16 protein-coding genes are annotated in these 15,771 nt (G+C 72.7%); 7 read left to right on the top strand and 9 right to left on the bottom strand.

Going from position 1 to position 15,771, the window contains the following annotated elements; all coding sequences use genetic code 11:
• Positions 1 to 42 precede the first annotated feature (42 nt).
• Together IE317_RS14825 and IE317_RS14820 are read left to right on the top strand one after the other, a co-directional pair.
• Positions 43 to 951, top strand: coding sequence for a LysR family transcriptional regulator (locus tag IE317_RS14825; protein WP_191310517.1), 909 nt, complete (start codon positions 43 to 45; stop codon positions 949 to 951).
• Between the two features lie 82 nt (positions 952 to 1,033).
• A complete protein-coding gene (locus IE317_RS14820) occupies positions 1,034 to 1,888 on the top strand; it encodes a sigma-70 family RNA polymerase sigma factor (RefSeq protein ID WP_191310304.1) in 855 nt (284 codons plus the stop codon).
• Here the strand turns inward: IE317_RS14820 and IE317_RS14815 are convergent.
• Together IE317_RS14815 and IE317_RS14810 are read right to left on the bottom strand one after the other, a co-directional pair.
• A complete protein-coding gene (locus tag IE317_RS14815; RefSeq protein WP_191310302.1) occupies positions 1,885 to 2,511 on the bottom strand; it encodes a (2Fe-2S)-binding protein in 627 nt (208 codons plus the stop codon). The genes IE317_RS14820 and IE317_RS14815 overlap by 4 nt on opposite strands.
• Positions 2,508 to 3,359 (bottom strand): putative RNA methyltransferase, encoded by an 852-nt coding sequence (locus IE317_RS14810; protein WP_373309048.1) that lies wholly within the window; start codon positions 3,357 to 3,359, stop codon positions 2,508 to 2,510. The genes IE317_RS14815 and IE317_RS14810 overlap by 4 nt, the downstream gene beginning before the upstream one ends.
• Positions 3,360 to 3,533: 174 nt before the next feature.
• Between IE317_RS14810 and IE317_RS14805 the strand changes: the two genes are divergently transcribed.
• Genes IE317_RS14805 through IE317_RS14795 form a run of 3 tightly spaced genes read left to right on the top strand, consistent with a single transcriptional unit; the run spans position 3,534 to position 7,583 of the window.
• Entirely contained in the window at positions 3,534 to 4,922 is a 1,389-nt protein-coding gene (locus IE317_RS14805) for an ammonium transporter (protein ID WP_191310299.1), read from the top strand.
• On the top strand, positions 4,919 to 5,257 hold the full coding sequence (locus IE317_RS14800; protein WP_013223833.1) for a P-II family nitrogen regulator: 339 nt from the start codon (positions 4,919 to 4,921) through the stop codon (positions 5,255 to 5,257). Before IE317_RS14805 ends, IE317_RS14800 begins: the two co-directional genes overlap by 4 nt.
• Before the next feature lie 10 nt (positions 5,258 to 5,267).
• Complete coding sequence (locus IE317_RS14795) at positions 5,268 to 7,583, top strand: [protein-PII] uridylyltransferase (RefSeq protein ID WP_191310297.1); 2,316 nt, start codon at positions 5,268 to 5,270, stop codon at positions 7,581 to 7,583.
• Between the two features lie 14 nt (positions 7,584 to 7,597).
• On the opposite strand, the gene IE317_RS14790 is transcribed toward IE317_RS14795, so the two are convergent.
• The 6 genes from IE317_RS14790 to IE317_RS14765 all read right to left on the bottom strand — a co-directional run bounded on the left by IE317_RS14790 (position 7,598) and on the right by IE317_RS14765 (position 13,597).
• The gene (locus tag IE317_RS14790) at positions 7,598 to 8,929 is read right to left on the bottom strand and encodes an FAD-dependent oxidoreductase (RefSeq protein WP_191310295.1); all 1,332 of its coding nucleotides are present in this window, start codon (positions 8,927 to 8,929) and stop codon (positions 7,598 to 7,600) included.
• Positions 8,922 to 9,584: a VC0807 family protein gene (locus IE317_RS14785; RefSeq protein WP_191310293.1), complete on the bottom strand. Its 663-nt coding sequence runs from the start codon at positions 9,582 to 9,584 to the stop codon at positions 8,922 to 8,924. Before IE317_RS14785 ends, IE317_RS14790 begins: the two co-directional genes overlap by 8 nt.
• A complete protein-coding gene (locus tag IE317_RS14780) occupies positions 9,581 to 10,183 on the bottom strand; it encodes a TetR/AcrR family transcriptional regulator (RefSeq protein ID WP_191310291.1) in 603 nt (200 codons plus the stop codon). Before IE317_RS14780 ends, IE317_RS14785 begins: the two co-directional genes overlap by 4 nt.
• Before the next feature lie 67 nt (positions 10,184 to 10,250).
• On the bottom strand, positions 10,251 to 11,555 hold the full coding sequence (locus tag IE317_RS14775; RefSeq protein ID WP_191310289.1) for a GGDEF domain-containing protein: 1,305 nt from the start codon (positions 11,553 to 11,555) through the stop codon (positions 10,251 to 10,253).
• 678 nt (positions 11,556 to 12,233) lie between these two features.
• Positions 12,234 to 12,986 (bottom strand): glucose 1-dehydrogenase, encoded by a 753-nt coding sequence (locus tag IE317_RS14770; RefSeq protein WP_191310287.1) that lies wholly within the window; start codon positions 12,984 to 12,986, stop codon positions 12,234 to 12,236.
• A 23-nt stretch (positions 12,987 to 13,009) separates the two neighbouring features.
• On the bottom strand, positions 13,010 to 13,597 hold the full coding sequence (locus tag IE317_RS14765; RefSeq protein WP_191310285.1) for a TetR/AcrR family transcriptional regulator: 588 nt from the start codon (positions 13,595 to 13,597) through the stop codon (positions 13,010 to 13,012).
• A 121-nt stretch (positions 13,598 to 13,718) separates the two neighbouring features.
• On the opposite strand from IE317_RS14765, the gene IE317_RS14760 reads away from it, so the two are divergent.
• On the top strand, positions 13,719 to 14,081 hold the full coding sequence (locus IE317_RS14760) for a hypothetical protein (protein ID WP_191310283.1): 363 nt from the start codon (positions 13,719 to 13,721) through the stop codon (positions 14,079 to 14,081).
• 53 nt (positions 14,082 to 14,134) lie between these two features.
• Positions 14,135 to 15,007 (top strand): non-homologous end joining protein Ku, encoded by an 873-nt coding sequence (gene ku, locus IE317_RS14755; RefSeq protein WP_191310281.1) that lies wholly within the window; start codon positions 14,135 to 14,137, stop codon positions 15,005 to 15,007.
• A 281-nt stretch (positions 15,008 to 15,288) separates the two neighbouring features.
• Here ku and IE317_RS14750 read toward each other — a convergent pair whose 3' ends face one another.
• Positions 15,289 to 15,768 (bottom strand): MarR family winged helix-turn-helix transcriptional regulator, encoded by a 480-nt coding sequence (locus IE317_RS14750; protein ID WP_191310280.1) that lies wholly within the window; start codon positions 15,766 to 15,768, stop codon positions 15,289 to 15,291.
• Positions 15,769 to 15,771 lie beyond the last annotated feature (3 nt).

The raw sequence follows: 15,771 nt of genomic DNA, 5'->3' as shown, positions 1-15,771 counted from the left end.
GCGAAAAGCGAGAATCGAGCAACCCTGGTATGCGTGAACGTCATGGACTTCGGTGACGTCTCCCTGGTGGCCTTGCGCGTGTTCCGCGAGGTCGCCGAACGCGGCACCCTGACCGCGGCCGCGGCGGCACTCGGCTACACGCAGTCGGCGGTGTCGCGGCAGATCGCCTCCCTCGAACGGGTGGCCGGGACCCCGGTGCTCGAGCGTCGGCCCGACGGCGTCCGGCTCACCGCCGCGGGGACCATCGTGCTGCGCCGGGCGATCGCGGTGCTCGGCGAGATCGACGCCGCCGGGCGCGAGCTGGCCGGGCTGCCCGCCGAGGCCGGCGCGGTCCGCCTCGGGTGGTTCCCCAGCGCGGGCGCGGTGCTGGTCCCGCGCGCGGTCGCCGAACTGCGGCGGACGCACCCGGGCGTCACCGTGATCACGCGGGAGGGCACCACGCCGGTGCTCGTCCGGGCGCTGCGCGCGGGCACGCTCGACCTGGCCGTCCTCGGCTCGGTCCCGCCGTTCCGGCCGCCGGACGCCGAGACGCCGGCGCTGCGCCTGGAGACGCTCGCCGAGCGCACCCTCCGCCTCGCGGTGCCCGCGGGCCACCCCCTGGCCGGCGCGGGCCCGGTCGACGTCGCGGACCTGCGCGGGCAGCGCTGGATCGCCGGGCCGTCGGCGGGGGAGGAGACGCTGATGGGCGTGTGGCCGGGGCTGGACGAGCGGCCCGAGATCGCCCACACCGCCCGCGACTGGCTGGCGAAGCTGAGCCTGGTCGCCGCCGGCTGCGGCCTGACGACGGTGCCCGCTTCGCTCGCCGGGGCCGTGCCACCGGGGGTGCGGGTGCTGGAGGTGCGCGGCGGCCCGGCGGAGCGGCGGCGGGTGGTGCTGGCACGCCTGCCGGGCCCGCCGGCCGAACCGGCGGCCCTGCTGGCCGAGGTCCTGCGCCGCACCGCCGCCGGATGACGCGGATCACGTCCATTCCGGTCACATCGGCCGTCGCCGCGGGGTCTACTGCTACGAGGCACGGCGGAAGGATCAGGACACAGTGGACGCGCTGACCGAGCGGTTCGAGCAGGAGCGGCCGCGGCTGCGGGCGGTCGCCTACCGGATGCTGGGCTCGGCCGCCGAAGCCGACGATGCCGTCCAAGAGGCCTGGCTGCGGTTCCACCGGACCGACGCCGGCGAGATCGACAACATTCCCGCGTGGCTGACCACCGTGGTCGCCCGGATCTGCCTGTCCCTGCTGCGCACGCGCCGCAACCACCGCGAAGAACCCCTCGACGGGCAGCCCGAGCCGGACGACGACCGCCGCGACCCCGGGCAGGAGGCGGAGCTGGCCGACACCGTCGGGCTGGCGCTGCTGGTGGTCCTCGACGCGCTGGGCCCGGCCGAGCGCGTCGCTTTCGTGCTGCACGACATGTTCGCCGTGCCCTTCGACGAGATCGCGCCGGTGATCGGCAAGACCCCGGCCGCCACCCGGCAGCTGGCGAGCCGGGCCCGCCGCCGGGTGCGGGGCGGGACCCCGGCGGACGCGGACCTGCCCCGGCGGCGCAAGGTCGTCGAAGCGTTCCTGGCGGCCTCCCGCGGCGGCGACTTCGAAGCGTTGCTCGCGCTGCTCGACCCGGACGTGGTGCTGCACGCCGACCGGTTCGTCGGCCCGAGCCCGGCGCCGATCGAGCTGCGGGGTGTCGAGAGCGTGCGCCGCGGCGCGATCCTGGCGTCCGAGCGGGCCCGCGCGAGCGAACTCGCTTTGGTCGACGGCGCCCCCGGCCTGCTCATGGTGCGCGAGGGCCGGTTGGCGGTGGTCCTGGCGTTCCGGGTCGACGGCGACCGCATCACCGGCATCGACGTCATCGCCGACCCGGAGCGGCTGCGCGAGCTGGAGCTGGCGGTGCTCTAACCCAGGGCCGCGCGAAGGCGGGCTTCGCGCTCTGACGGCGTCTGACGCGGGCAGCTGACGCACTTCGGGTTGCCGACTTCGTAGATCAGGCAGCACGAAGCACGCCGTACGGCGGGGGTGCGGCCGACGCGCACGAAGCGTGGCTTCGGCAGGTCCAGGCCGATCGCGGCGACCAGCGGCTCGGCGAGGGTCATCGCGCGCTCCGGATCGGGCGTCCACAGCAGCCGGTTGCCGAGGGAGTCGGTGGCGATCGCGCCGAGTGCCCGCTCCCGGGCCCCGCTGACCTCGGCGATGGTGCTGATCGCGGTGCCGAGGGCGCCGGTGAGCGCGGCACCCAGTTCGGGGAGGCCGCCCTCGAGCGCCCGGGTGGACCGGGCGCCCAGGAACCGTCCGTCGGCGACGAGGTCGAGTTCCATCGCCTCCAGCGACGGATCGACCGGCGTCCCGGCCACCAGGCCCTCCACCGCGGGGGCCACGAGGACCGACGACAGCGAGTACCACCAGATCGTGCCCAGCACCTCCGGCCGCGCGCAGCCGTACAGCTTCGCGGCGCCGCCGATGCGGGCCCGCACCCAGTCGGCGTCCGCGAGCCGGGACGCGGACACGGTCCAGTCCGGCTTCACTCCTTCCTCCGGTACGAGGAGACCGTGAACGACACCGTGACGACCTGGGACTCGCTCAGCGCGTCCAGGCGCTCCCGGCGGCCGTCCCGGTCCAGGTGGAACCCCGCCGGCCCCATCTCGACGGCCTGGCGCACCTGCCGCGGCGTCAGCTCCACCTCGCGGCGGACCTCCGTGCGCTCCGAGCGCGTGAAGTACTCGCCGAGGGTGGCGTCCAGGCGTTCGTCCTTGCGCTCGTCGACGGCCAGCACCAGGTCGCCCAGCTCGCGGAGGTGGTCGGGGGCCGGCGCCGCGACGACCAGGAGGCCATCGGGCCGCAGCACGCGGTGGAACTCCGGCCCGTTGCGCGGCGCGAAGACGTTCAGCACGACCGACGCGACGCCGTCGCCGACCGGCCACGGCTCCCACAGGTTCCACACCGCCGCGCCCAGCCGCGGGTGGGCCCGCGCCGCCCGCCGCAGCGCGACCGCCGAGACGTCCAGCGCGAGGCCGAACGCCTCCGACGTCTCCAGCACGCGGGCGAGGTAGTACCCGGTGCCCGCACCGGCGTCGACGACGAGGCCGCCGGCTCCCGCGCAGACGCGGGCGAGCTCGTCGGCCAGTGGCTCGTAGGCGCCCGACGCGAGGAAGTCCGCGCGGGCCGCGACCATCGGCGCGGTGTCCGCCGTCCCGGCCGGGATTCGCGCGTGCAACAGGTTCACGTAACCCTGGCGAGCTAGATCGAAAGAGTGGCGGTTCCCGCAACGCAGGGTGCGTTCCGCTGCGCCGATCGGGTCACCGCACACCGAACACCGCAGGGCCGCGACGACCGGGGGTGGCAGTGGGTCATTCCCGTGGTCGGCCGGTGTCATGGGGATATTCGACCACGACGTTTCGCAACCGGACACTCCAGGAGGGGTACTGGGAAACCTGGCCGTAACAACCGGGCGCGGACAGTTCACGCGGGCGAAACCTCGCAAGCCGCCTGGTGAAACACCGCGCGCCAAAACTGCCAACGCACGAACCCAGGGCACGGGAGGACGATTGTGCTGAACGCAGGAGACACCGCGTGGGTATTGGCCAGCGCCGCGCTGGTCATGCTCATGACCCCAGGACTGGCGTTCTTCTATGGCGGCATGGTCCGCGCGAAGAGCGTCCTGAACATGCTGATGATGAACTTCATCGCGCTGGCCGTGGTGGGGGTGCTGTGGGCCCTGTACGGCTTCTCGATGTCGTTCGGCGACGACGCCTTCGGCGGCCTCCTCGGTAACTTCCACTTCGCCGGCCTCGAAAACACCTTCGGCAAGCTCGCCGGGTTCGCGGTCGCCGCCACCGACACCTCGCCGGCGGTCGCCTGGCCCGGTTCGGACGCGCTGCCCGTCCTGGCGTTCGTGATGTTCCAGCTGATGTTCGCGATCATCACGCCCGCGCTGATCTCCGGCGCCATCGCCGACCGCGCGAAGTTCTGGGGCTGGACGCTGTTCGTCGTCATCTGGGTGACGGTCGTGTACTTCCCGGTCGCGCACTGGGTGTTCTCCTTCAACGGGTTCATCGGCGAGAACGCCGTCGGCGGCTGGATCGCCAACAACCTCAAGGCACTCGACTTCGCCGGTGGCACCGCGGTCCACATCAACGCCGGTGCCGCGGGTCTCGCGCTGGCGATCGTGCTCGGCAAGCGCAAGGGCTGGCCGAAGGACACCGGCCGCCCGCACAACGTGCCGTTCGTGCTGCTCGGTGCTTCGCTGCTGTGGTTCGGCTGGTACGGCTTCAACGCCGGTTCGGCGCTGGCCGCCAACGACCTCGCCGCCGTCGCGTTCACCAACACCACCGTCGCCACCGCCGCCGCGGTGCTCGGCTGGCTGGTCGTGGAGCAGCTCAAGTTCGGCAAGCCGACCACCCTCGGCGCGGCCTCCGGCGCGGTCGCCGGCCTGGTCGCCATCACCCCGGCCTGTGGTTTCGTGAGCCCGATCGGGGCCATCGCGATCGGCCTCATCGCCGGTGCGGTCTGCGCGCTGGCCATCTCGCTCAAGTTCAAGTTCGGCTTCGACGACTCGCTGGACGTCGTGGGTGTCCACCTGGTCGGCGGCATCGTCGGCACGCTGCTGATCGGCTTCTTCGGCACCACCAGCGTCAACGCGCTCGGCGCGGACGGCCTGTTTTACGGCGGCGGGTTCACCCAGCTGGGCCGTCAGGCCGCGGCCGCCGGTGCGGTGCTCGCGTACTCCTTCGTGCTGTCCTTCATCATCGGCTTCGTGATCAAGAAGGCCGGCGGCTTCCGCGTCAGCACCGAGGACGAGGTCAGCGGCATCGACGAAGCCCAGCACGCGGAAAGCGCGTACGACTTCACCGGAACGGGCGGTGGCCTCGGCCACCCGAACACCATCCCGGTCAAGTCCGCCACCCCGGCCGCGAAACTCGAGGAGAGCAAGGCATGAAGCTCATCACGGCGATTGTCAAGCCGTTCACGCTCGACGACGTCCGCTCCGCGCTGGAGCAGCTGGGCGTGCTGGGCATGACGGTCAGCGAGGTCCAGGGCTACGGCCGGCAGAAGGGCCACACCGAGGTCTACCGCGGCGCGGAGTACTCGGTCGACTTCGTGGCCAAGCTGAAGGTCGAGGTCGTCACCGACGACACGAACGTGGAGAAGGTCCTCGAGGCCATCACCACGGCCGCGCACACCGGCAAGATCGGCGACGGCAAGGTGTGGGTGACGCCGGTGGAGACCGTGATCCGGGTACGGACCGGCGAGCGCGGCACGGACGCCCTATAAGGCCACGGGAATGGCCGACGGGGGCGAACTGGTCAAGGCCACCGAGCGACTGCTCGAGGGCAGGCACGGGAGGCTGGGGGCGTCCGCACTGCGGGCGGCCCTGGTCGACCTCTACGAGTTCTGGCTGGGCAGGGGAGCCTCGGCAGCCGGCGTCGACACCGCGGAACCGGGTGTCGCGCTGGTCGCCGTGGGCGGGCTCGGCCGGCGGGAACTGGTGCCGTTCTCCGATCTCGACCTGCTGCTGGTGCACAACGGCAACAGCGGCGTCGGCGAGATCGCGGACGCGCTCTGGTATCCCTTGTGGGACGCGAAGATCGGGCTCGACCACTCGGTCCGCACGCCGGGTGAAGCGCTGAAGGTCGCTTCGGAGGACCTGCGTGTGGCGATGGGCCTGCTCGACGCCCGGCACCTCGCCGGGGACGCCGAACTGAGTGGCCGCCTGGTTTCCGCGGCGCGGGATCAGTGGCGGCGCACCGCGCGCAAGCAGATCCCGGACATGACGGCGTCGGTCCGGCAGCGCTGGGCCCGCAGCGGCGAAATCGCGCAGTCCGCCGAACCGGACCTCAAGCACGGCCGTGGCGGGCTGCGGGACTTCGCCGTCCTGGAAGCCCTCGCCGCGGCGCAGCTCACCGCGCGTCCGGGCGAGGAACTCCTGGAAGCGAAGGGACTCCTCCTCGACGTCCGCACGGAGCTGCGTCGCGAGATCCGGCGCGAACGGGACGTCCTGTCCGCGCCGGAAGCGGAGCTGGTCGCCGCCGAGCTCGGCTTCGGCGACCGGTTCACGTTGGCCCGCAAGCTTTCCGGGGCGGGCCGCACGATCGCGTACACGCTGGACGTGGCCCTGCGGTCCACTGTGGAGCCGCCTCGGTCACGGTTCGGGCGGCGTCCTTCGCGGACACCGCTCGCGGAAAACGTGGTGCTGCACGGCAACGAGGTCGCCCTGGCCCGGGACGCCGTCCCGGCCAAGGACCCGGCGCTGCTGCTGCGGGTCGCGGCGGCGTCGGCGCGCACGGGCAAGCCGATCGCGCTCGGCACGCTCAAGGCACTCGCCGAATCGGCGCCGGAGCTGCGCGCGCCCTGGCCGGCCGAGGCGTTGAACGCGCTGGTCGAGCTGCTGGGCGCGGGGGAGGGCCTGGTCGACGCGGTCGAGTCCCTGGACCGGACCGGCCTGTGGTCCCGGCTGTTCCCGGAGTGGGGCGCGGTCCGCGACCTGCCGCCGCGCTCGCCGGTGCACCAGTGGACGGTCGACCGGCACCTGATCCGCACCTGCGTCGAAGCGGCGAAGCTGACCACGACGGTGTCGCGGCCGGACCTGCTGCTGATCGGCGCGCTGCTGCACGACATCGGCAAGGGCCGCGACGCCGACCACTCGGAGCTGGGCGCCAAGATCTCCGCCCAGGTCGCGACCCGGCTCGGGCTTTCGGCCGCCGACGCGGCCACGGTGTCGGCGATGGTCCGCCACCACCTCCTGCTGCCGCACACGGCCACGCGGCGCGACATCGGCGAACCGGCCACGGTGGCCCGGGTGGTGAAGACCCTGGACAGCGACATCGTCCTGGTCGAGCTGCTGCACGCGCTGACCCGGGCCGACTCCCTGGCCACCGGCCCGGGCGTGTGGACGGACTGGAAGGCCCGCCTGCTGGCGGAGCTCGTGTCGGGCTGCGAGGAAGTGCTGCACGGCAAGGGGTTCACCGCCCCTTCGCCGATGGACGACGAACAACGCGAGCTCGTCGCTTCGGCGGTGGCCTCGGGCACGGGCGAGATCCGGATCAGCTCGCACGGCAAGGTGGTCACGGTCCTGCTGGCGGTCCCGGCCCGGGCGGAGCTGCTGGCCCCGGCGGCGGGCGTGCTGGCGCTGAACTCCCTGGAGGTCCACTCGGCGGTCCTGCGCGGCCACGACGGTGGCCGCGCGGGGGTGTTCACGGCGTCGCCGAAGTTCGGTTCCCTGCCGGACGCGACGCTGCTGCGCGAGCAGTTCGCCCGCGCGGTGGCGGGCACGTTGCCGCTCACGCAGCGCTTGGCGGCGAAGGAGCGCGACTACGGCTCACCGGCCGAGGCCCCGGTCGCGCCGAAGGTGCTGTGGTTCGACGACGAGACGACGGGCCCGGACACGGTGGTCCTGGAACTGCGCGCGGCCGACCGGATCGGCCTGCTGTTCCGGGTGGCGGGCGCGCTGCGCCGGTGCGACGCGGAGGTCCGCTGGGCCAAGGCGTCGACCCTGGGCGGCGCGGTGGTGGACTCCTTCGCGGTGACCCCCCGCAGCGGCCGCATCGAACCGGGGTGGCGCCGCGAGGTGGAACAGGCCGTCCTCGCCGCGGCTTCCTGACCGGCCCGCGGGTTCTAGGCGGGCGCTCCGAACCAGCGGTGGAGCGCCTCGTCCAGGCCCGGTCCGCCGTCCCACGCGACGTACCCGTCGGGCCGGACGAGCCGAGGTGCCGCCCCCTCGCGGCCCTCGACCCGTCCGGTCCACCCCGCCGGCACGGTCGCGCCGACCAGGACCGCGCGGCCGTCCGGGCTGGCCGGGACGTCGGTCGCGCGGCCGGTGATCCCCGGGTACGTCACCCCGAGGCCCGACAGCTCCGCGGCCACCGCCCGGCGCGCCTCGGGGACGGCCAGCAGCTCCGTGAACACCGCCCGGACGGCCGCCGCGTCCGGGTCGGGGACGCCGAGGACCGCCTGGGCCCGAGTGCTGACCAGCACGCGGGCCGCGACCGGGTGGCGCTCGTCGTGGTAGGTGTCGAGCAGCCCGGCCGGCGCGGTGCGGCGGACCGTCGCGGCCAGCTTCCAGCCCAGGTTCACCGCGTCCTGCAGGCCCAGGTTGAGCCCCTGGCCGCCGACCGGGAGGTGGACGTGCGCGGCGTCGCCGGCGAACAGCACCCGGCCGTGGCGGTACTGCTCCAGCATCCGGGACGCGTCGCCGAAACGGGACGCCCACAGCACTTCGCCCACGACGATCCCGGGTCCGTGCGCGGCGGTCAGCGCGCGCTGCACTTCGCCGGCGGTGACCGGGGCGTCGCGGTCGAGCTGCTGCTGTTCCTCGCCGAAGACGATCGTGCGGTAGCGGCCGCCGGACAGCGGCAGCAGGTACCCCGACCCCGACGACGGCAGCTGCCAGTCCTCCGCCAGTCCGGCCGGCTTGGCGGCCAGGGTGAGGTCCGCGACGACCAGCGAGATCCGCGCCGGGCGGCCGGGGAACGCCGCGCCCAGCAGCGTCCGGACCGTGCTGTGCCCGCCGTCGGCGGCGACCAGCCAGCCGGCCCGGTGTTCGCGGCCGCCCGCGGTGACCGTGACGCCTTCGTCGTCCTGCGCCACCGCGGTGACGGCCGCGTCGCGCAGCACCGGCGTGCGCAGCCGCGCTTCGATCGCCGCGGCGACGTGGGCCTGTTCCACGCCGAGCTGGTACGGGAAGGACGTCGGCAGGTCGGTGTAGTCGATCGGGACGCCGGAGAAGTGCCCGGCGGGCAGCTTCGCCCGCACGTGCGGCTCGATCGCGGCGAGCAGGCCGCGGTCGGCGAGCACCTCGACCGAGCGGGGCTGCAGGCCGAGCGCCTTCGACTGCGTGGTGGGCTCGGCGTCGCGCTCGAGAACCAGGACGTCGACGCCGGCGCGTTCCAGCTCGAACGCGGTCAGCAGGCCGGTCGGGCCCGCGCCCGCGACCAGGACGTCAGGCATCGAGGTTTTCCTTGCGCAGGTACCAGACGTGCCAGGTGATCAGCAGGGCCAGCGCGCCGAACCAGGCCACGTTGGTGACCAGCGCGATGAGGTCGATCGGCAGCGTGTAGACGAGCACGACGTGGACGATCGCGCTGCCCAGCAGCACCGCACCCCACGCGGCCGTGTTGATCCGCAGGCCGCGCCGGAACCGGGCGTCGGTGTCCCAGCGGCCCGCCCACGCGTCCGCCCCTTCGGCGCCGCGCTTGACCTCGGCGATGGTGCGGCCGAGCGTCAGCTGCGCCGGACGGCCGAGGAAGACGGTCACCAGCATCCACGCGCCGAACAGGCCACCCAGCGCCGCCGTCCAGCCTTCGCGGATCACCAGCGTGCGCGGGTCGTCCGACAGCAGGCCGAGCACGACCGACAGCACCAGGACGCTCAGCGTGACCAGGGCGACGAGGTCGACCTTGCGGGTGCGGGCGATGGTCCAGAGCACGTACGGCGCGGCCACCAGGACGCCCGCCATCAGCGCCCACCACTGGCTCACCCCGGCGGCGCGCAGGCCGTAGAACAGCGCCATCGGCACGATCACTTCGAACACGACGTTCCGCACGTTGGCGCGCACGAGCCGGCGCAGGCCGGCATCGGGTTGGGTCTTCTGCTCGATCATCATCCGGGTTCCCCAGTGGCTTCGGGTGCGGTCGCCCGCACGTACAGGTCGGCGAGCTCGCGGCCGATGCGCGTGAGTTCGGCGGGCTCGGGCACGTCGGCCGCCGCGGTGGCGACGACGGCGTCGAGGCCGGCGGTGAAGGAGAGCGCCGCGGTCCGGGCGTCGAAGGAGCCGAAGGCGCCGGCCGCCTGCCCGGTGCGGAAGTGCTCTTCGAACAGGGCGAGCCGCCCGCTGACGGCGTCGCTCCGCGAACCGGCGTTCCTGACCAGGTCGATCAGCGCCCGGACCTCGGTGGCGTGCTCGCCGACGAGCTCGACGTTCGCCTCGACGTAGGCGCGCAGCTGGGCGACGTGCCCGACGGCGGCATCGATGCGCGGCTGCATGAACGCCCCGGTGATCTTTTCGATCTCGGTGACGCAGGCGGCGAGCAGGTCGTCCTTGCCGGCGAAGTGGTAGCTGATCATCCCGGTGCTCGACAGGCCCGCGTGCTTCGCGATCCGGCTGAACGACGCCTTGAGGTAACCGGCTTCGGCGATCACGGCGATCGCGGCCCGCACGATCTGGGCCCGCCTGCCGGACTCGGTGAACGTTCTTGCTCGCATGAGCAAAATTTAGCTCAGCCGAGCAAATGTGACAAGTCGCCAGGTCAGCGGCCGATTTTGGGGTGGGTCAAGCGGACGCGGTGCCTTCGACGACCTGATTGCGGCCCGCGTCCTTGGCCCGGTACAGGGCCTTGTCGGCGGCCTGCAGCAGCCGGTCGACGGCCGTGCCGCCGTCCGGGTAGGTCGCGACGCCGATGGAGGCGGAGAGGCCGTCGATCGCGCGGACGCCGGTGCCGTCCTCGTACTCGACCCGCAGCGATTCGATGGCCGACCGGATGCGTTCGGCCACCGCGAGCACGGCCGCCGGTCCGATGTCCGGCAGCAGGACGACGAACTCCTCGCCGCCGAAGCGGCCCACCGAGTCGTAGTCGCGGACGGCGCTCTTGATCGTCGCCGCGACCGCGCGCAGCACGGTGTCGCCCGCGAGGTGGCCGTGTTCGTCGTTGATCAGCTTGAAGTAGTCCAGGTCGATCATCAGCACGCCGAACGTGCTGTGCCTGCTGCGCTGGGCGCGCGCGAGTTCGCGCGAAGCGAGCAGGTGCCACCCGGTCGTGTTGAACAGCCCGGTCTTCTCGTCGGTGGTCGCGGCGATCTCCAGCTGCTTGATCAGCACCGCCCGGTGCAGCACCAGCAACGGCGGCACGATCGCCACGGCGAGCGCGGGCAGCGTCGCCAGCGTCAACGCCGTGAGCAGGCCCAGGCAGAGCGTCGCCACCTCGAGGAGGTTGTCGCCGAGGCCGCCGAAGAACGCCTTGACCGTGCGCTTGGTGATCGTCAGCGCCGGCACGATGGTGATCGCCGCGACCAGGAAGTACGTCACCGCGGCCAGCGTGATGGCCGTGACGCCGCGCCAGCCCGCCGTCAGCGCGGCGTACATGTCCGGGACACCGAGGCGGCCCAGGACGAACTCGGCCGAGAAGCAGGTGATGACGACCAGCGTCGCGTTCAGGGTGGTCCGGAACGGCGGAACGCGCTTGATCCGCGCGAGGCTGCGCGTGGCGAGGTGCAGGTAGAGGACGGCGACCAGCGCGGTGACGAGCGCGGGCGGCAGGAGCAGCACGCCGGCGAACGTCCAGACCGACGTCAGGTTGATGTGCGGGGTGTCGGACACCAGCCGCCGGACCCGTTCGATCTTGCGGCCCAGTTCGGCCTGCAGCACGCCGAGGCTCGCCAGGACGGCGAAGACGGCGAAGTCCCACCCGCGCGCGGGGACGGCCACGGCGGCCCAGACGGTGGCGGCGAGCGCGACCGGCTCGACGAGGAAGCAGTAGAAGATCAGCGACCCGCGCTGCCGCCAGAGGGTCCAGTGAGCAGGATTCAGCGCCCCACGGATCCGTCCCGCGCGGGGTTGGGCCGGACGGGCGCCGTCCATACTCAAGGCGGTGCAACTCCCCTGGGTGATCCGACGATCCACATCCACCCCACCACACCGGGCGGCCGCGATCGATGATTGCCACACGTTCGGAGCAGTGAAGGGAGGCCGCCGCCATGCGCAACCGCGAATCCTGAGCCCGCTGAGCCCGCTGAGCCCGCTGAGCCGCTGTGCCCCCGAAGTCCGCGCGAACCGCCGGAGGGAGGCTGTCGTGCGCAACCGCGAGTCGTGAGCCGGTGGGCCCTTTGTCCGCCTTGTGGTCGAGAGGAGAGCTGCCGTGCGCAACCGCGAGTCCTGAGCTGTCGTGATCTCCGTTCGTCCGGGCCCGGAAGGAGTGCTGCTGTGCGCAACCGCGAGTCCTGAGTCGAGGCGCCCTGTTCATCCCACGTCGAAAGGAGAGCCGTCGTTCGTAATCGCGAGTCCTGACCTGCTGAATTCCCGTTCTTCCGCGCCCGGAAGGAGAGCCGCCATGCGCAACCGCGAGTCCTGACCCCACCGAGTCCATCCCGACGTGCCCGAGAGGAGAGCCGCCGTGCGCAACCGCGAGTCGTGACCCCCGTCGTGGACCCCGTCCGTCCTGCCCGAGAGAGGAATCGTCACCATGCGCAACCGTGAGTCGTGAACCCGCGCCGGAGGAGGATCCGGCCCACCCTCATCCGCCGGCCCGGGTGGGGCCGCTCAGGCGGTCGCGCCGCCGTCGACCACCAGGTCGTGCCCCACGGTGAACGCGGCTTCGTCCGAAGCCAGCCACAGCACCGCGGCCGCCACTTCGGCGGTGGCACCCACCCGGCCCAGCGGGATCGCGTCCTTCAGCCGCGCGGCCCGGTCGGCGTCCGTCTCGCCGGGGCGCCGCGACATGTCCGTGTCGGTCGCGCCCGGGCTGACGGCGTTGATGCGCACGCCATCGGCGATGTGGTCGCGCGCCGCCGTCCTGGTCAGCGCGCTCACCGCGGCCTTCGACGCCGCGTAGGCCGCCATGTTCGGCAGCCTGCCGTGCGCGCCGATGTTCGACGCCATGTTGACGATTGCGCCGCCGCCGTGCGCCCGCATGTGCGCGACCTCGTGCTTGAGGCACAGCCACGTCCCGGTGACGTTCGTGTCCAGCACCGCGCCGAAGCCGTCCTCGTCGAGGTCCGCGACCGGCGCCGGCGACCCGAGGATGCCCGCGTTGTTGAACGCGACGTCCAGCCCGCCGTGCCGCGCGACGACCGTCTCCACCATCCGCGCCACGTCCGCGGACTCGGTCACGTCGACGGTCACCGCGCTCGCGTCGCCGCCGATCTCCGCCACCGCGGACGCCAGCCGCCGCTCGTCGCGCCCGGCGACGACCACCGTCGCGCCTTCGCCCGCGAACGCCCGCGCCGTCGCCCGTCCGATGCCCGAGCCGCCGCCCGTCACCAGGACGACCTTGCCCGCGAAACGTGCCCCCATCGTGTACCTTCTTTCTGGTCCGATCAGTCTTGAATAAGCAGGCGCATGGCCTGGGAGACGGCCGCGCCCACCCGGCTCGCCGCATCGCTGCCCTTGCCGAGGACGCGCAGTCCCTGCAGCACGGTGAGCAGGAAACGCGCCAGCGTCGCCGGGTCGCTTCCCGCGGGGAGTTCGTCCTGGACCCTGGCGCGCTCCAGCGCCATGGTGAGGGCGACCTCGAGGGTGTCCCAGCTGCGCTCCACCACCCGGGCGACGTCCGGGTCGTGGGGGAGCAGTTCGACCGCCGCGTTGACCACGAAGCAGCCCATTTTCGTGTCGTCACCGAGAATTTCCGCGGTGTAGCCGTCGAAGAGCCGGCGCACCGCGGCCACCCCGGAACCCGGCTCCGACAGCTGGGCCATCACCCGCGCGTCGGTCCGTTCGGCGTACCGCTTCAACGCCGTGACGTACAGGTCGTGCTTCGTGCCGAAGGTGGCGTACAGGCTGGCCTTCGCGACGCCGAGGTGCGCGACGAGGTCGCTGACCGACGTCGCCTCGTACCCCTGGCGCCGGAAGAGCGTGAGGGCGCCGTCGCAGGCTTCGCCGACGTCGAACTCCTTGACCCGGGACATGATCGAAACCTTAGTCGTATCGAGAACGCTCGGTCAAATATGCGGGCGGCGGTGTGTCGCGTCCGGTCACGGCGCGTGCGGTGGCACTATGGCTGCTTCGACCGGCCCGAGGGGGTGAGCGATGCAGGATTGGCTGACGCTGCCGCCGACCGTCGTCGCCACCCACCTGCGCTCCTGCGCCGAGGAACTCGCCGCCGGCCTGCGCTGCGGTGGTCCGGGCGCCACGACGGCCGAGCTCACCGACGTCGTCGCCCAGCTGGTCGCCGGCCAGGAAGCGATTTCCCACGCCCTCGCCGGCCTCGCCGCCCGGGTCGAAGGCGGTTCGGCCGCCCTCGCCGCGGCCCCGCCGCTCGACGTCGAGGTGGTCACCGAGGTGCTCCGCGCGGCCGCGATCGCCTCCCGGTGCTCGGCGGAGGCGCTCGACGAGGTCACGCCGTCCTTCGAATGTGTGAGCGAATCTGTCTCGCCTGACACCCGTTTGTAGCTGTCGATCCGCCGTAGCCGCTGTCTAGCCTGGGAGCTGCGGAGGTGGCACGGATGCGCGCAGTGTGGACGGGCACGATCGGGTTCGGTAGTTACGCCATCCCGGTGAAGGCGTACAGCGCCACCGAGGAGCGGGAGATCCCGCTGCACCAGGTGCACGAGACCGACGGCGGCCGCATCCGGGTCAAGCGCGTGTGCGAGATCGACGGCGACGAGGTGCCGCCCGAGGAGATGGTCCGCGGCTACCCCGTCCCCGGCGGCGACGTCGTCCTGCTGTCCGACCACGAGCTGGCGTCGCTCCCGATGCCGGGCCGCACGATCGCCATCCGCGGGTTCGCCCCGGCGCCCGACGTCGATCCGCTCTGGTTCGCCAAGAGCTACTACCTCGAACCCGAACCGGCGGGGACGAAGCCGTACGTGCTGTTCAGCGAGGCTCTCCAGCAGTCGGGCCGGCTCGCGCTGGTCACCGTCGCGCTGCGCCGCCGCGAAACGCTGGGCGCGCTGCGCGTGCGCGACCAGGTGATCGTGCTGGAGACGATGCGGTGGCCGGACGAGGTGCGCAGCCCCGACTTCCCGTTCCGGCACGCCGACGTCGACATCCGGCCCGGCGAGCTGCGGCGCGCGGTGAACCTGGTCGAGGAGCTGACCGGCGAGTTCGACCCCGGCCGGTACCCCGACCGTTACCGCGAGGCCTTCGAGGCGTTGGTCCAGGCGAAGATCGACGGCGCCGAGGTCGTCCAGCCGACGGCCGCCGAACAGGCCGAGGGAGTAACCCGCCTGCTGGCGGCGTTGCAGGAGAACGCCGCCGAAGCGGAGGATGCGCGCAACGCGGCCGTCACGAAGGCCAAGGCGGCCGCGTCGAGGGCCGCGAAGGCGCGGACGACGGCGAAGCGAGCCGCGGCCCGCAGTCGCACCAAGACGCCTTGAGTATTACTACCCACGGGTAATTGAGGGTTCTCACACTCAACCCGCCACCCCGCGGCGCGGCAGACTTCTTCCTGTCAGCGGATACCGGATCGCTGACGAGGGGGGAAGTCCGGACGGCCCCTGGGGAGGTGAGCCGTCCAGACGCCAGGGTTCCGGGGCGGGCCGAAGGAGGAGCGGCCCGTTTCCGGAACCCGTTCCGCACCGCGGGGAGGCGGCGCGGAACCCCCGAGGGGGTGTCCGAAGGCTGCCGTGGAGGGATCGAGGGGTCTCCACGGCAGCCTTCAGGCGTCCGCGACCCGGATCAGCAGGTCGGCGGCCAGCCGGAGCAGTTGCTGCTCGGTCGGCGAGAGCGTCGATTCGAGTGCCCCGGCCAGCCACCGTTCGCGTTGGGTGCTGTACCGGCGCAGGACGGCCAGGCCCTCGTCGGTGATGCTGACCCGTGACCGGCGCCCGTCGTCGGGATCCGGCGTCCGCTCGATGTGGCCGCGGACGTCGAGCGAGGCCAGGATGCGGGTGAGCGACTGCGGCTGCAGCCGTTCCGCTTCGGCCAGCTCGGTCGGCGTCTGCGTGCCCGCGCGGTAGAGCCGGCTCAGCACCGCGAGCACCGCCGGCCCGGGGATGTGCCGGTCGGCTTCCGCGCGCATCCGCCAGTTCAGCCGCCCGACGCCTTCGCGCACCCGCCGGGACAGGTCGGCGAGTTCGGCGTCCGCGGTGACCCGCGCGGCGGTCTCGTCCAGGGTCCGGGCCGGTTCGGTGTGCATGGC

This window comes from Amycolatopsis bullii, from assembly GCF_014654205.1.
Classification (GTDB): domain Bacteria; phylum Actinomycetota; class Actinomycetes; order Mycobacteriales; family Pseudonocardiaceae; genus Amycolatopsis; species Amycolatopsis plumensis.
Note: the sequence above shows the minus strand (reverse complement) of the source record. Positions and strands in the feature narration are given on the sequence as shown.

Excerpts from the sequence above, each read along its gene's own strand:
- IE317_RS14760 (WP_191310283.1), top strand. The coding sequence starts at position 13,719 with ATGCAGGATTGGCTGACGCTGCCGCCGACCGTCGTCGCCACCCACCTG.
- IE317_RS14785 (WP_191310293.1), bottom strand. The coding sequence starts at position 9,584 with ATGATGATCGAGCAGAAGACCCAACCCGATGCCGGCCTGCGCCGGCTC.
- IE317_RS14800 (WP_013223833.1), top strand. The coding sequence starts at position 4,919 with ATGAAGCTCATCACGGCGATTGTCAAGCCGTTCACGCTCGACGACGTC.
- IE317_RS14770 (WP_191310287.1), bottom strand. The coding sequence starts at position 12,986 with ATGGGGGCACGTTTCGCGGGCAAGGTCGTCCTGGTGACGGGCGGCGGC.
- IE317_RS14750 (WP_191310280.1), bottom strand. The coding sequence starts at position 15,768 with ATGCACACCGAACCGGCCCGGACCCTGGACGAGACCGCCGCGCGGGTC.
- IE317_RS14795 (WP_191310297.1), top strand. The coding sequence starts at position 5,268 with ATGGCCGACGGGGGCGAACTGGTCAAGGCCACCGAGCGACTGCTCGAG.
- IE317_RS14780 (WP_191310291.1), bottom strand. The coding sequence starts at position 10,183 with ATGCGAGCAAGAACGTTCACCGAGTCCGGCAGGCGGGCCCAGATCGTG.
- ku (WP_191310281.1), top strand. The coding sequence starts at position 14,135 with ATGCGCGCAGTGTGGACGGGCACGATCGGGTTCGGTAGTTACGCCATC.
- IE317_RS14790 (WP_191310295.1), bottom strand. The coding sequence starts at position 8,929 with ATGCCTGACGTCCTGGTCGCGGGCGCGGGCCCGACCGGCCTGCTGACC.
- IE317_RS14810 (WP_373309048.1), bottom strand. The coding sequence starts at position 3,359 with ATGACACCGGCCGACCACGGGAATGACCCACTGCCACCCCCGGTCGTC.
- IE317_RS14765 (WP_191310285.1), bottom strand. The coding sequence starts at position 13,597 with ATGTCCCGGGTCAAGGAGTTCGACGTCGGCGAAGCCTGCGACGGCGCC.
- IE317_RS14775 (WP_191310289.1), bottom strand. The coding sequence starts at position 11,555 with ATGGACGGCGCCCGTCCGGCCCAACCCCGCGCGGGACGGATCCGTGGG.
- IE317_RS14825 (WP_191310517.1), top strand. The coding sequence starts at position 43 with ATGGACTTCGGTGACGTCTCCCTGGTGGCCTTGCGCGTGTTCCGCGAG.